The 13,454-nt window shown below is 74.1% G+C and carries 10 protein-coding genes; 6 read left to right on the plus strand and 4 right to left on the minus strand.

Going from position 1 to position 13,454, the window contains the following annotated elements; all coding sequences use genetic code 11:
* The first annotated feature begins 25 nt into the window (after positions 1–25).
* A complete protein-coding gene (locus OP04_RS51095; protein ID WP_063746611.1) occupies positions 26–1,306 on the plus strand; it encodes an ATP-binding cassette domain-containing protein in 1,281 nt (426 codons plus the stop codon).
* Entirely contained in the window at positions 1,303–1,959 is a 657-nt protein-coding gene (locus OP04_RS15280; protein ID WP_051797957.1) for a hypothetical protein, read from the plus strand. The genes OP04_RS51095 and OP04_RS15280 overlap by 4 nt, the downstream gene beginning before the upstream one ends.
* On the opposite strand, the gene OP04_RS15285 is transcribed toward OP04_RS15280, so the two are convergent.
* Both OP04_RS15285 and OP04_RS15290 read right to left on the minus strand, forming a co-directional pair.
* Complete coding sequence (locus OP04_RS15285; protein WP_033340339.1) at positions 1,950–3,047, minus strand: fumarylacetoacetate hydrolase family protein; 1,098 nt, start codon at positions 3,045–3,047, stop codon at positions 1,950–1,952. The genes OP04_RS15280 and OP04_RS15285 overlap by 10 nt on opposite strands.
* The gene (locus tag OP04_RS15290) at positions 3,023–4,207 is read right to left on the minus strand and encodes a homogentisate 1,2-dioxygenase (protein WP_033340340.1); all 1,185 of its coding nucleotides are present in this window, start codon (positions 4,205–4,207) and stop codon (positions 3,023–3,025) included. Before OP04_RS15290 ends, OP04_RS15285 begins: the two co-directional genes overlap by 25 nt.
* A 115-nt stretch (positions 4,208–4,322) precedes the next feature.
* Between OP04_RS15290 and OP04_RS15295 the strand changes: the two genes are divergently transcribed.
* From OP04_RS15295 to OP04_RS15305, 3 genes are read left to right on the plus strand one after another with little or no spacing between them, the layout of a single operon-like run.
* Positions 4,323–5,309, plus strand: a complete 987-nt coding sequence (locus OP04_RS15295; RefSeq protein ID WP_033340341.1) for an ABC transporter substrate-binding protein — start codon at positions 4,323–4,325, stop codon at positions 5,307–5,309.
* Between the two features lie 5 nt (positions 5,310–5,314).
* Positions 5,315–6,103, plus strand: a complete 789-nt coding sequence (locus OP04_RS15300) for a class I SAM-dependent methyltransferase (protein ID WP_232323601.1) — start codon at positions 5,315–5,317, stop codon at positions 6,101–6,103.
* Entirely contained in the window at positions 6,100–6,849 is a 750-nt protein-coding gene (locus tag OP04_RS15305) for an ABC transporter permease (RefSeq protein WP_033340342.1), read from the plus strand. Before OP04_RS15300 ends, OP04_RS15305 begins: the two co-directional genes overlap by 4 nt.
* Here the strand turns inward: OP04_RS15305 and OP04_RS15310 are convergent.
* Positions 6,839–9,556, minus strand: a complete 2,718-nt coding sequence (locus tag OP04_RS15310) for a DEAD/DEAH box helicase (RefSeq protein ID WP_033340343.1) — start codon at positions 9,554–9,556, stop codon at positions 6,839–6,841. The genes OP04_RS15305 and OP04_RS15310 overlap by 11 nt on opposite strands.
* A gap of 78 nt (positions 9,557–9,634) precedes the next feature.
* A complete protein-coding gene (locus OP04_RS15315) occupies positions 9,635–10,441 on the minus strand; it encodes a hypothetical protein (protein ID WP_051797961.1) in 807 nt (268 codons plus the stop codon).
* A gap of 160 nt (positions 10,442–10,601) precedes the next feature.
* Here OP04_RS15315 and OP04_RS15320 point away from each other — a divergent pair, with 160 nt between their 5' ends.
* Positions 10,602–13,385: a tetratricopeptide repeat protein gene (locus tag OP04_RS15320; protein ID WP_051797963.1), complete on the plus strand. Its 2,784-nt coding sequence runs from the start codon at positions 10,602–10,604 to the stop codon at positions 13,383–13,385.
* The last annotated feature ends 69 nt before the right edge of the window (positions 13,386–13,454 follow it).

Below are 13,454 nucleotides of genomic sequence, written 5' to 3' on the forward strand. Positions count from 1 at the left end.
GGATGCCTGCGACTGTGGAGGTGCCATGGCTGGCCTCGTCGAGCTGCGCGGCGTCGGCAAACGGTACAACCGGTCACGCACCGTGTTGGACGATATCGACCTGGTGATCTACCCGGGCGAGGTCGTCGGCGTGGTCGGCGGCAACGGTTCCGGCAAGTCGACGCTGCTGCGCATCGTCGCGGGTCTCTCGCCGGTCACGTCCGGCCGGGTGATCGCGCGGCCGAGGAACGTCGGATACGTGCCGGAGCGCTTTCCCACCCAGGCCCGCATCTCCGCGCGGTCCTACCTGAAGCACATCGGCCGGATCAAGGGCCTGAGCACGCGGGACGCACTGTCCCGCGCGGACGAGCTGCTGGTCCGGCTCGCGCTGGTCGGCGGCGCGAATTCCGAGCTGCGCCGCCTCTCCAAGGGCAACGCGCAGAAGGTCGCGGTCGCGCAGGCGCTGATGGTCCCGCCGCAGCTGCTGGTGCTGGACGAGCCGTGGTCCGGGCTGGACGCGGCCGCGCACGACGTGCTGGCCGAGCTGATCGAGGAGACCGCCCGCGACGGCGGCGCGGTCGTGTTCACCGACCACCGCGAGGCGGTCGTGTCCGCCAGCGCGTCCGTGATCTACCGGATCTCCGGCGGGCGGCTGTCCACCGCGGCGTCCGGCGAGGCGATGGCGTTCCTGGAGCTGGTCGACGCGTCGCTGGACGCGCCGGAGCCGGACTGGTGGCGCCTGCCCGGTGTGCTGGAGGCGCAGCGGGAGGGCGCGGTGGTGCGGCTCGAGGTCGTGTCCAAGTACGCGGACGAGCTGATGTTCCAGGCGCTGGGGAACGGGTGGTCGGTGCAGTCCGTGCGCCGGACCGCGCCGGTGCCGGTCCGCGACGCGCGTGACGGGGAAGAGGTCGACGCGGCGGACGACTTCGACGACGAGCGTGATGGCGCGGCCGTACGCGAGGAGCGAGAGCGGCCGGCCCGTGAGCCCGGCGGCGAGCACCCGAGTCAAGATGATCGTGTGGGTCGCGACCAGCGCGATGACGAGCCGGATCGCGACGAGCGTGACGACCGGGAAGCCCGCGACGAGCACGACGAACGCGATCGGCGGGACGCCGCGGATCGTCGCGGCGATCAGCTTTGGGACGACGGCCGGTCGCGTCCCGCGCGGCCCGGTGAGGCCTGGGACGCCGCGGACGACCGCGACGACGCGCCGCAGCCGCCCGCGCCCGCCGCGAACGCGAAGAAGCCCTCCCCGCGCCCCAAGCTGAAGCTGGTGAAGGACACGGACGGCGACGACCGGAAGCCCGTCGCCGAGGAGGTCCGATGATCGCGCTGGTCCGCTACTCGCTGTCGATGCTGGTCCGCAGCCAGGCGTACATCGCGCCGGTCGTGGTGTTCTTCGCCGGCGTCGGCGTGTTCACCACCGGCGGTGCCGGGCCGCTGGCCGAGGCGTACTCCGCGTGCGCGCTGCTGCTGTTCCTCTGCATGACCTGGCTGACCGTCGCGCTGATCAACACGGAGGACCGCACGCAGCGCGCCATGACCGCGGCCGCGGCCGGTGGCGAGCCCTTCGTGCTGGCCGGGAACGTGCTGGCCGCCGCCGTGATCACGCTGTCGCTGACGCTGGCCGGCCTGATCTACCCGCTCTACGCCGGCCAGCACCCGATCAGCGGCCCCGGCCTGGCCGTCGGCCTGATCGCGCAGCTGACCAGCGGTTTCGCCGGGATCGCGGTGGGCCTGCTCTGCTCGCGGCTGCTGATCCGGCACACCGGCGTGGCGGTGCTGGCCGCGCTCGGCGGCGTGGGCGTGATGGTGCTGTTCCGCGTGGTCCCGCCGGTCGCGCCGATGCTGACGCTGCTGGAGAGCGAGCGCGCGCCGGAGACCATGCTGACGCCGCTGACCGGCCTGGGCGCGGTCTCGCTGCTCATGGTCGGCGCGTCCGCCGCCACGGTCTACGTCGTGGGCCGCCGTCAGGAATGAGCCTCGCGGATCGTGCCGGTGACCTCGCCCAGTGAGAGGCCGCCCGGCGCGGTCGCGGAGACGGTGACCGTGTCGCCGTCCTCCAGGTAGGTGCGGGTGGTGCCGTCCGGGAGCGTCAGTGGATCACGTCCGTCCCAGGTCAGCTCCAGCAGGCAGCCGCGCTGGTCCGGGGCCGGTCCGCTGACCGTGCCGGACGCGAACAGGTCGCCGGTCCGCAGCGTCGCGCCGTTCACGGTGAGGTGGGCGAGCTGCTGGTCAGCGGTCCAGTACATGTCCGCGAACCGCGGCGAGGACACGAGATGCCCGTTGATCCGCACCTCCAGTGCCAGGTCCAGCGCCCACGGCTTCGCCGCTCGCAGGTAGGCCGACGGCACCGGATCCTGCGCCGGCGCCGGGACACGAGCCAGATCAAGAGCATGCAGCGGTACGACCCAGGCGCCGATCGACGTGGCGAACGACTTGCCGAGGAACGGGCCGAGCGGCGTCGCCTCCCACCGCTGCACGTCCCGCGCGGACCAGTCGTTGACCAGGCACACGCCGAAGACGTGGTCGGCGAACGCGTCGATCGGGACCGGCCCGTCCGACGGCACGCCGACCACGAACCCGACCTCGGCCTCGAAGTCCAGCTTCCGCGTCGGGCCGAATTCGCCGGGCCCGAGCGGGCCGGCCGGGCGGCGCACGTCCGTGCCGGAGACGACGATCGTGCCGGCCCGGCCGTGGTAGCCGATCGGCAGGTGCCGCCAGTTCTCGTGCAGCGGTGCGCCGTGGGGGCGGAAGATCCGGCCGACGTTCGAGGCGTGGTGCACGGAGGCGTAGAAGTCCGCGTAGTCGGCCACGTCGAAGGGGCGGTGCATCCGTACCCCTTCAACGGGGTGTGAATGTTTTTCGAGGTCGACGTCGGCGAGCTGGTCGAACACCTCGCGCCACACGGCCGGCCCGGCCGCCATCAGCGGGTTGAGCGTGGTGGCCCGGAAGATCCCGGCGGCGGACAGGTCCACGACGCGGTCGCCGAGGCGCGCGCCGAGCCGGGGCGGGCCGCCGGCCGTGCTGAAGACGCCGTAGCTCACCGGCCGCCCGCCCAGCTCCACGCGTAGGACGGGTCCTCGCAGGCGGTGCCGCCCTCGCCCAGCTCCAGCGGCCGGAACGTGTCGACCATGACGGCCAGCTCGTCGACCTCGGTGACGCCGATCGAGCGCTCGTAGGCGCCGGGCTGCGGCCCGTGCGGGTGGCCGCCCGGGTGCAGCGAGATCGAGCCCTGCCCGATGCCGGAGCCCTTGCGCGCCTCGTAATTCCCGCCGCAGTAGAACATGACCTCGTCGCTGTCCACGTTGGAGTGGTAGTACGGCACCGGGATCGCCAGCGGGTGGTAGTCGACCTTGCGGGGCACGAAGTTGCAGATCACGAACCCGGCGCCCTCGAAGACCTGGTGGACCGGCGGCGGCTGGTGCACGCGCCCGGTGATCGGCTCGAAGTCGTGCACGCTGAACGTGTACGGATACAGGCAGCCGTCCCAGCCGACCACGTCGAACGGGTGCTTCGGGTAGACGTACCGCGTGCCGGTGATGCCCGTACTGCCACGGTGCTTGACCAGCACCGGGACCTCCGTGCCCTCGGCCGGCAGCGGCGCGGACGGGCCGTGCAGGTCGCGCTCGCAGTACGGCGCGTGCTCCAGCAGTTGGCCGTACCGGGAGAGATAGCGCTTGGCGGGCGCGATGTGGCTGTTCGCCTCGATCACGTAGGCGCGCAGCGGTTCACCGGGAGAGGGCAGCCAGCGGTGCGTGGTGGCCCGGGGGAGCATGACGTAGTCGCCGGCCGTGGCCTGCAGCGCGCCGAACACGGTCTCCACGACCGCGGACCCGGACTCGACGTAGACGCACTCGTCGCCGATCGCGTTGCGGTAGAGCGGCGAGGGCGTGTCGGCCACCGCGTACGAGATGCGCACGTCGCCGTTGCCGAGCACGAGCCGCCGCCCGGTGACCACGTCGACGTCCTTCTGATCGTCGAACAGCGCGTGCAGCTTGAGGTGGCGCGGGAGCAGCGGCCGGTTGGCCGTGGTGCCGAGGCCGGGCGGGTCCCACGGCGACGCGTCCACGATCGCGGTCGGGATCTCGCGGTGGTAGAGCAGCGACGAGTCGGAGGAGAAGCCCTCCTCGCCCATCAGCTCCTCGTAGTAGAGACCGCCGTCCGGGCGCCGGTGCTGGGTGTGCCGCTTCGGCGGCACCTCGCCGACGGAACGATAGAACGCCATTGTTCCCCACCTCCGGTCTATCTCTATCAGATCTAGGACGCTTCGTCGCGATCAACCTGAGCCATCGTTAGGCTTGGATGTCTTGATCACGTGCTGACCTCACGGGGAGGTCCTCATGGGCCGGTCGCGCACAGTCCTGATCCTGCTCACCATGATTCTGCTCGTCACCGGCTGCCGCGGCGCCGGACAAGGGCTCCGGAAGATCACTTTTCTGACCGCGTTCGGCGCGGCCGGGCGCGACGCGTTCGTCTGGGTGGCCCAGGAGAAGGGCTACTTCCGGGACGCCGGGCTGGACGTCGAGATCAAACTCGGCGCCGCCACCGCGGAGAACCTGCGCACGCTCGCCGCCGGCCAGGCCGACTTCGCCAACTCCGACCTGATCGGCAGCATGATCGTCGCCGGTCAGGGCACGTTCACCGACTTCCGGGCGATCGCGGCGGTGCACCAGCAGTCGCTGGTCTCGATCGTGGCGCCGGCCGACGGGCCGATCAAGAAGCCGGCGGACCTGGCCGGAAAGACGCTCGGCGCGGCCACCGGCTCGGTCAACCAGCTGCTCTTCCCGGCCTATGCGAGGACCGCCGGCCTCGACCCCGCGGGCGTCCAGTGGGTCAACGCGGCGCCGCCGCAGGTCCCGGCGCTGCTCGCGTCCGGGCGGGTGGACGCGCTCAGCACGTTCCTGATCGGACGGCCCGGCATCGAGACGGCCGCGGGCAAGCCGATGACCGTGCTGCCGTACAGCGACCTGCTGCCGGACCTGTTCGGCAACGCCATCATGATCAGTTCCAGCCTGGCCGTCAGCGATCCGGACCTGGTGCGTACGTTCCGGGACGCGGCGCTGCGCGGGCTCGTCGACACGCTCGCCGACCCGCACGCGGCCGCGGAGCTGCTGCACCAGCGCAACCCGGCCTCGGCCGCGGCCGCCGCCGAGGGCGAGATCACGCTGATGGCGCCGCTGACCACGCCCGCGAACGGCGCGCCGCTCGGCACGATCGACCGCGACCGGGTCACCCGGGCCATCGCGGTGATGGTGGAGAACGGGCTCTTCCCGGCCGGTCTGACCGTGGACCAGGTCGTCGACTTCTCGCTGACCCCCGGGAGCTGAGCACCGTGACCCTTCCCGCCGCCCGGTACGCGTTCGACAACGACGATCCCGCCGCGATCGACCGGCACCGCTGCCTGTCCGACATGCTCGACGGGCACACCACCGCGCGCCTGTCCACGCTCGGCGCGCTCGCCGGACGCCGCTGCCTGGAGCTGGGCGCGGGCGGCGGCAGCATCGCGGGCTGGCTGGCCCGCCAGGGCGCGCACGTGCTCGCCACCGACCTGAACGTCCGGCACCTGCCCACGGACGCGGGCTACCGGGTGCTGCGGCACGACCTGGTCACCGAGCCGCTGCCGCCCGGCGAGTGGGACGTCATCCACGCCCGCCTCCTGCTGCTGCACCTGCCGCAGCGGGAGGAGATCCTGCGACGGCTCGCGGGCGCGCTCGCGCCCGGCGGCGCGCTGGTGCTGGAGGAGTTCGCCACCACGTTCCGCAACGCGGTCCTGGTCGCACCCGGTCCCGGCGACGCGGCCGCGTACGACCGCTACCTGGACACGCTGGTCGAGCGGGTGCTCCCGGCGCACGGCAACGACCCGGCCTGGGCCCGGCGCGTGCACGCGGCCATGGTCGAGGCCGGCCTGGCGGACGTGGACACCGAGGTCTTCGCCCGGTCCTGGGCCGGCGGCACGGCCGGTGCGCTGCTCAACGCCGCGAACATCGCCCAGCAGCGGGCCGGGCTGCGCGCGGCCGGGCTCACCGACGCGCTGCTCGACCGGGTCACCGCGCTGATGTCCGACCCGCGCATGGTCATCCGCAGCCACCTGGTCTACTCCACCATCGGCCGCCGGCGTTGACGCGCTGGCTCTCGCCGCTGGTCGCGGCCGCCGCGGTGATCGGGCTCTGGTGGTGGGCGGTCGAGGCCTTCCAGGTGCGCACGTTCTTCCTGCCCTCGCCGCCGGACATCGTGGCCGCGTACCGCCGGCAGCCGGAGTACCTGCTCGCCGAGCTGGGCCGCACCTTGAGCGTGACCACGGCCGGGTTCGCGATCGCGGCGGCCGGCGGGATCGCGCTCGCGATCGTGCTCACCACCTGGCGCCCGGTCGAGCACGCGGTGCTGCCGTTGCTGGTGGCACTGAACGCGGTGCCGAAGGTCGCGGTCGCGCCGCTGCTCGTGGTCTGGCTCGGGTTCGGCGCGCCACCGAAGATCGTGCTGGTCGTGCTGATCTCGTTCTTCCCGATCGTGCTCGCGTCCGCGGCCGGGCTGACCGCGACCCCGGCGGAGCTGGTCGACCTGTCCCGGTCGCTGGACGCGTCTCGCTGGCAGACGTATGCGAAGGTGCGGCTGCCGTGGGCGCTGCCGCAGATCTTCACCGGACTGAAGGTGGCGGTGTCGCTGTCCGTGATCGGCGCGGTGGTCGCGGAGATCGGCAACCCGGACCGCGGGCTCGGCTCCGTGATCGTGCTGTCCAGCGCGTCCGCGGACACGGCGCTGGCCTTCGCGGCGATCGCGCTGCTGGCGCTGGCGAGCGTGGCGCTGTTCTACACGGTCGCGCTGCTGGAACGCCTGCTGCTCCCGTGGGCCCGCGACATCACGGGCTGAGGTCCAGGGCCGCGCGGGCCGCGTCGGCGTCCCAGCGGGTCGGGAACGCGTCGCGCAGGTGCCAGCCCGCGCGCAGCAGCGTGCGCTGCCGTTCGATGTGCGCCGCCGGGCCGTCCGGGTGCACGCGGCAGATCAGGCCGGTCTCGCCCGCGCACAGGTCCACGGTCCAGCGCCCGACCGGATAGTCCGCGCGCACCGGCACGCCGGACTCGGCCAGCTCCCGGCCGAGCCGGGCCGCCCACCCCTTGGCCGCGTCCGGTGGCGCGTGGGCCGGGCGGGGCGGCTCCGCGGCGTACCCGAGGTACTCGCCGACCAGCCCGGACGCCTTCTCCAGCGCGGTCACCACGACCAGGCGGTGGCGGGCGCGGGTGACCAGCACGTTGAACAGGTTCGGGTCGGCGACGAAGCGGTGCCGGGCCGGCGGGTCCGCGTCGGACAGGCCCAGCGACGCGATCACGACGTCCGCCTCCGCGCCCTGGAACGCGTGCACGGTGCCGACGCGCAGCCCCATCGCCTCGATCTCCGGCACCGTGAACGCGGCCAGCAGTGCGGCCTCCAGCGCGTCCGCCTGCCCGCGGAACGGCGTGATCACGCCGATGCCGGTCCGGCCGGACAGCGCGCGGACCTCGGCCACCACGGTCTCGATCTCGGCCGCGGGCGGGACGTGGCGGACCTCCACCGCGTCCGTGTCCTCCGTGCGCGGATGGCGGGTGACCAGCGAGATCCGGTCGTCGTAGAATCGGCGGGCGGAGAACTCGATCAGGTGCGGCACCGATCGGTAGTGCTCGTCCAGCAGCGTCACCGCGGCCGCGCCGGCGGCCAGGTCGAACGCGCTCTGCCGGCGGATGTCCAGGCGGTCCGCGTACCCGCCGAGGTCGTGGCGGTCCAGCGTGACGGCCACGTCCGCGTCGCCGACGAAGGAGACGAACCGCAGCTGACGCGGGTCGCCGACGACCAGCGCGTGCCGGGCGCGGGCCAGCACCGGCGCGGCCCGGATCTGGTCGATGTGCGCGGCCTCGTCCAGGATCACCAGGTCGAACAGCGCGGGCACGGCCGGGAGCAGGTCCTCCGCGTCCGTCACCGTGCCCACCCAGAGCGGCAGCGCGCGGACCAGCGCGGGCCCGTTCAGCGCCGCCAGCGACTCGCGGCGCCGGTTCCGCCCGGCCCGGAGCGCGGCCGCGAGCGCGGTGGCGCTGCGCCGTGCGGCCGCGTCCCAGCGTTCCGCGCTGGCGGCCCGGTGGCGCATCAGCGTGCCGGTGGCGGCCGCGACCGCGTCGTCCGCGCGGATCAGCGCGGTCCAGTCCGCGTCCAGATCGGTGCCGCCGGTGGAAGCCAGCTCACCGGCGGCGCGGAGGCCGGCGGCGGCCCGCAGCGCCTCGCGGACGCGCGGGTCGGTGCGGGCGAGCCGGTGCAGGCGTTTCAGTGCCCGCGCCCGCCGCAGGCGCTGCCACCACGTCTCCTCAAGATCAAGATCAGGTGCGAAGGCGGCGGGTACGTCCGCGCGCAGCGCGGGCAGCAGCGGGAGCCAGTCCTCCAGCTCCGCGGCCCGCGCCTCCCGCTCCAGCGCCACGGTGATCCGGTGCTCGGCCGCGCGGACCGCGTCGCGCGCGTCCCGGGCCGCGTGCGCGTCGTCGGCCAGCTGCCGGCGGGAGACGCCCTCGCCGAGGCCGGAGGTGAGCTTCGTGGCGATCTCGTCGCGCCGCTCCGCGTCGCCGAACAGCACCGGGACCGGGCCGGGGTAGCGCTCCAGCAGCCCGCCCAGCACGTCCGCCGCGTGCCGGGACTGGGTGGCGATCAGCACGGAGCCGCCGCGGTCGACGGTGTCCAGCGCGGCGGCCACGACCGCGTGCGACTTGCCGCTGCCCGGCGGGCCGGAGACCACGACCACACGCTCCCGGCGGGTACGGGCCACGACCTCCCGCTGCGACGCGTTGAGCGGGAGCGGGGAGACGACCTCGGGGTCCGGTTCCCGCGTCGGCGACGACGTGCCCGTGGCGCTCGGCCGGCGGGCGTCGGGCGGGGCGCCCGTACCGTATGGGGAAGGTGATCCTGGGGGTTGATCTTCGGCGCCGGAGTAGATCGCGGCCAGCGCGGTCTGATCCAGGCCGGACCGGTTCGCCCAGGTCAGCAGCGTGTCGCGCGGGCCGGTCGAGGCCACGTCGCGGGCGATGTAGAGCGCGGCCGCGGCGTAGGCCACCAGGTGACCGGTCGGCGGCTTCTTCACCGGCGCGTCGTGCACGTCGCGGACCGGCAGCTCCGCGGCCCAGGCCAGCGACGAGATCCACGCCTTCGTGCCGGGCGCGGTCAGCCAGCCGGCGCCGCCCAGCCCGGACGCCTCCTCGAAGCGGGTGGCCAGCGCGCGGTCCGCGACCAGCGGCGTGATCTCCAGGTCCCCGGCCGGCAGCAGCCGGGCGCGCAGGCCGCGCTCGATCCGGACCGGCTGCGACACCAGCGGCAGGCGCACCCGGCGTGCGGTGCCGCCGACCTCGGTGCTGCCGAGCACCCAGCCCCAGCCGCGCCGCAGCACGCGCTCCTCGCGGTGCAGCGCGTCCAGGCCGGCGAACCGGTCACCGGCCTTCCCGCGCGGCGCCCGGTCCGGGTCCTCCAGCCAGGCGAACGGCTGGCCGGACCTGGCCACGTCCAGCACCAGGTCGGACCTGGCGGGCGCGAGGTCGGCGAGCGCGGCGAGGATCTTCCGGGGGTCCATCGCGGGCAACTGTAATCGCCGCACGGCCGGTGGCCGGGGCGTGTGCCCCGGCCACCGGATCGCGTGTTGCCCTGTGGCTCAGGCGATGACCTTCGGCTCGCCGTAGAGGAAGTCGTCCAGCACGACCACGTCCGTGCTCGCCGTGTCGTTGGTCCAGGAGTTCAGCGCCGCGTTACCGGTGGTGATCCGGACCTCGTAGATGTCCGCGTCCGTCTTGACGCCGAGGAACGACAGGCTCTTGGCCGCGGTCGGGCCGGCCGGCACCCACTCGCCCCAGAGCACCGCGCCCCAGCGGTCGTACACGTCGATCCGGGTGGTGGACGCCTTGTCGACGTCCGTGAACACCGCGCCGAAGCCCTTGACGGCGGCCCGCGTGGTCGTACCCGGGACGAAGAACTGGATCGTGGTCTTGTTCGTGCCGACCGGCGTGAAGAGCCGCTCCGGGCTGAACGTGCCGAACTGCGACGGGTACGTCGAGTTCAGGTTGCCGAACCGGACCGGCGCCGCGGCCGGGTTGGCGCTGTCTGCGCTGACCTGGAAGCTGGTGGCGCCGGAGAAGACCACGCCGCGCGGTGCGGTGGTGTTGAAGAAGTCGCGCGGCAGCTGGTTCGGGGCGGAGAACGTGTCGGGCACGCCGTCCCAGTTGATCTCCCGGCGGCCGGCCGGCTGGGTGCCGGGCAGGCTGCCGTTGTCCGGCGCGCCGAGCAGCGTCCGGTACAGGTCGACGGTCTCCTGCAGGCCGGCCGCGTTCGACGCCGCACCCTGGATCTTCGTGAACGAGGCCGGCGCGGCGGACGCCGGCCCGGTGGGGAGCAGGGCCGCCGTGACGGCGCCCGCCGTGATCGCGACGGCGACGAGGCGCCCGCGGATCCCGCTGCGAAGCATCTGAATTCCCTTTCTCCGGTGGAAAAGACCCTCTGAGAGTGGCTTCCGGGTGCGGGGGGAGATGCGGGGTGATGTGGGGGGAAGCGCGGAAAATACAGGTCATCGCGGAGCCGACAATCGACTTGATAATCGACATCGGTCGTCGAATGCTGATCCGGACATGATGGATGCCCCGCTCACCCGATTCATCGGCCGCCGCCGCGACGTCCCCGGGATTCGTCGCCTGCTCGGCGAGTCTCGGCTGCTCAGCCTCGTCGGGCCGGGCGGCAGCGGCAAGACGCGCCTGGCCCGCGAGGTCTGCGACGGCCCGGACACGGTCTGGGTCGCGCTGGCCGAGCTGGACCGGCCCGAGTCCGTGGCCTCCGCGGTCGCGGACGCGCTGGGCCTGCCCGAGGGCTCGCTGGCCGACCGGCTGGCCCGGCGGTCCCTGCTGCTGGTGCTGGACAACTGCGAGCACCTGATCGAGGCGTGCGCGGAGCTGACCGGCGAGCTGCTGCGCGCCTGCCCGCGGCTGCGCGTGCTGACCACCTCGCGGGAGCCGCTCGCGGTCGCCGGCGAGCACGTCTGGTGGGTCGAGGGCCTGCCCGGCGACGAGTCCGTGCAGCTGTTCACGGACCGCGCGCGCCGCGTCGCCCCCGCGTTCCGGGTCGACGGCACGAACGCGGACGCGGTGGCCCGGCTCTGCCGCCGCCTGGACGGGCTGCCGCTCGCGCTCGAGCTGGCGGCCGCCCGGGTCCGGATGCTGCCGCCGCAGCGCATCCTGGACCGGCTCGACAACGTGTTCGGCCTGCTCGTCACCGCGGACCGGGACGTGCCCGCACGGCACGCCACGCTGCGCGCCGCGCTCGACTGGAGCTACGACCTGCTGCCCGGCCCGGAACGGGAGCTGTTCGCGCGGCTCGCGGTGTTCCGCGGCGGGTTCACGCTAGACGCGGCCGAGGCGGTCGCCGGCCCGGAGGCGCTGCCGTTACTCGCCCGGCTGACCGACAAGTCGCTGGTCCACGCGCACACGGACGGCGACGCGGAGCGGTACCGGCTGCTCGAGGTGGTCCGGCAGTACGCGGAGTCGCTGGGCGTGTCCGGTTTCTCCGCCCATGCCGCCTTCTACCTGGCGTTCGCGGAGGAGGCCGACGCCGGGCTCGCCGGGCCGGACCAGGCGCGCTGGCTGGAACGGCTGCACCGCGAGCGGGACAATCTGCGCGCCGCGTTCACCTGGGCGCTCGGGCACGACCCGGACGCGGCGGTCCGGCTCGCCGCCGCGCTCGGCCGCTACCACCGGCTCCGTGGCCGGTACGCCGAGGGCGGCGAACGACTCCGCGCCGCGCTCGCGCTGCCGGGGACCACCACGCCGCCCGCGGTGCTGGCCAAGGCGCTCGCCGGGCTCGGCGTGCTGGAGTTCCTGCAGTGCGCCTATCCGTCGGCCGCACAACGCCTCGGCCGCGCGGTCGCGCTCTTCGAGGAGATCGGCGACCCGCGCGGCACCGCCACCGCGCTGCAGCACCTCGGCGGCATCGCCCGCGAACAGGGCCGCTATGCGGACGCGCGCGCCCACCACCGGCAGAGCCTCGACGTCTGGCAGCGGCTCGGCGACCCGGCCGGGACCGCGCGTGCGCTCAAGGCGCTCGCGTTCACCGCCTGGCTGGAGGGCGACCACGCGCACGCGGCCTCGCTCGCCGCGGACGCGCTCCGGCAGTTCCGCGAGCTCGGCGACCAGGAGGGCATGATCGGCGCGCTGGTCGACCTCGGCGCGGCCATGCTGCGCGGCGGCGACCCGGCCCGCGCCCGGCCGCTGCTGCGCGAGGCGCTGGAGGTGTCCCGGCGGCTGGAGTCCGAGGAGGGCATCGCCTGGGCCACGGAGCAGCTCGGGCTGGCCGCGATCGCGCTCGGCGAACGGGACCAGGCGCTGGTGCTGCTGCGCACGGGCCTGGTCGGGCACCACGAGGTGGGGGACCGGTGGCGTACGGCCGGCGTGCTCGACGCGCTGGCCGGGCTGCTGACGGACGCGCGTACCGCCGCGGTGCTGCTCTCCGCCGCCGCCGCGGCCCGCACCGCGATCGGCACGCCACTGCCACCCTGCGACCGGCTGGAGCACGAGCGGTGCCTGCGCGCGGTCACGGACCGGCTGAGCGCGGCCGAGCTGGCGTCCGCCTCCGCGGAGGGCCGGTCGCTGCCGCTGGACCGCGCGGTGGCGCTGGCGCTCGGCGTACCGGCAGCGGCCGGTACGGACCTGCTCGTGGTGCACGCGCTGGGCCGCGCCCGCGTGCTGCGCGGCGACCGGGCGCTCGGGCCCGAGGACTGGACCTACGCCAAGCCCCGCGAGCTGCTCTACCACCTGCTGTCACATCCCGGCGCCACCAAGGCCGAGGTCGGCGCCGCGCTCTGGCCCGAGGCCGGGCCCGCGGAGCTGCGCAACAGTTTCCACACCTGCGTCAAACACCTGCGGCGTGCGCTGGCCGGCGCCGCCACGATCGGTCACGCCGCCGGCGGCTACCGGGTGGAGGGCCGGTTCGTCTACGACGTGGACGTGTTCCTGGCCGCGGCGGACCGGGCCGCGGGCGGCGACCTGGACGCGCTGACCGAGGCCGCCGGCCTCTACCCGGGCGACTTCCTGGCGGACCTGGCCGCGGGTGACTGGGCGGCCGTGCCGCGGGACCGGCTGCGGCGCCGCTACGAGCAGATCATGCTGGACCGCGGGCTGATCCTCGGGCGCGAGCGGCGGTTCGCCGAGGCCGCGGAGACGTTCACCCGGCTGATCGAGCACGACCCGCTGCTGGAGGCCGCGCACCGGGGGCTGATGCGCTGCCACGCCGCGCTGGGCAACCCGGCCCGCGCGCTCCGCCAGTACGACGACCTGGTCGACCTGCTGCACACCGAGATCGGCGCCCCGGCCTCCCCGGAGACCCGCGCGCTCCGCGACCGGCTGCGGCACGCGATGGCGGCGTGAGAACGCGGAAGAAGCTGCCTGCATTTGCGGAATCCAAGGGCTGCAAATGCGGAATTCAGGGACTGCAAA

The sequence above is a fragment of the Catenuloplanes japonicus genome, assembly GCF_000717135.1.
Classification (GTDB): domain Bacteria; phylum Actinomycetota; class Actinomycetes; order Mycobacteriales; family Micromonosporaceae; genus Catenuloplanes; species Catenuloplanes japonicus.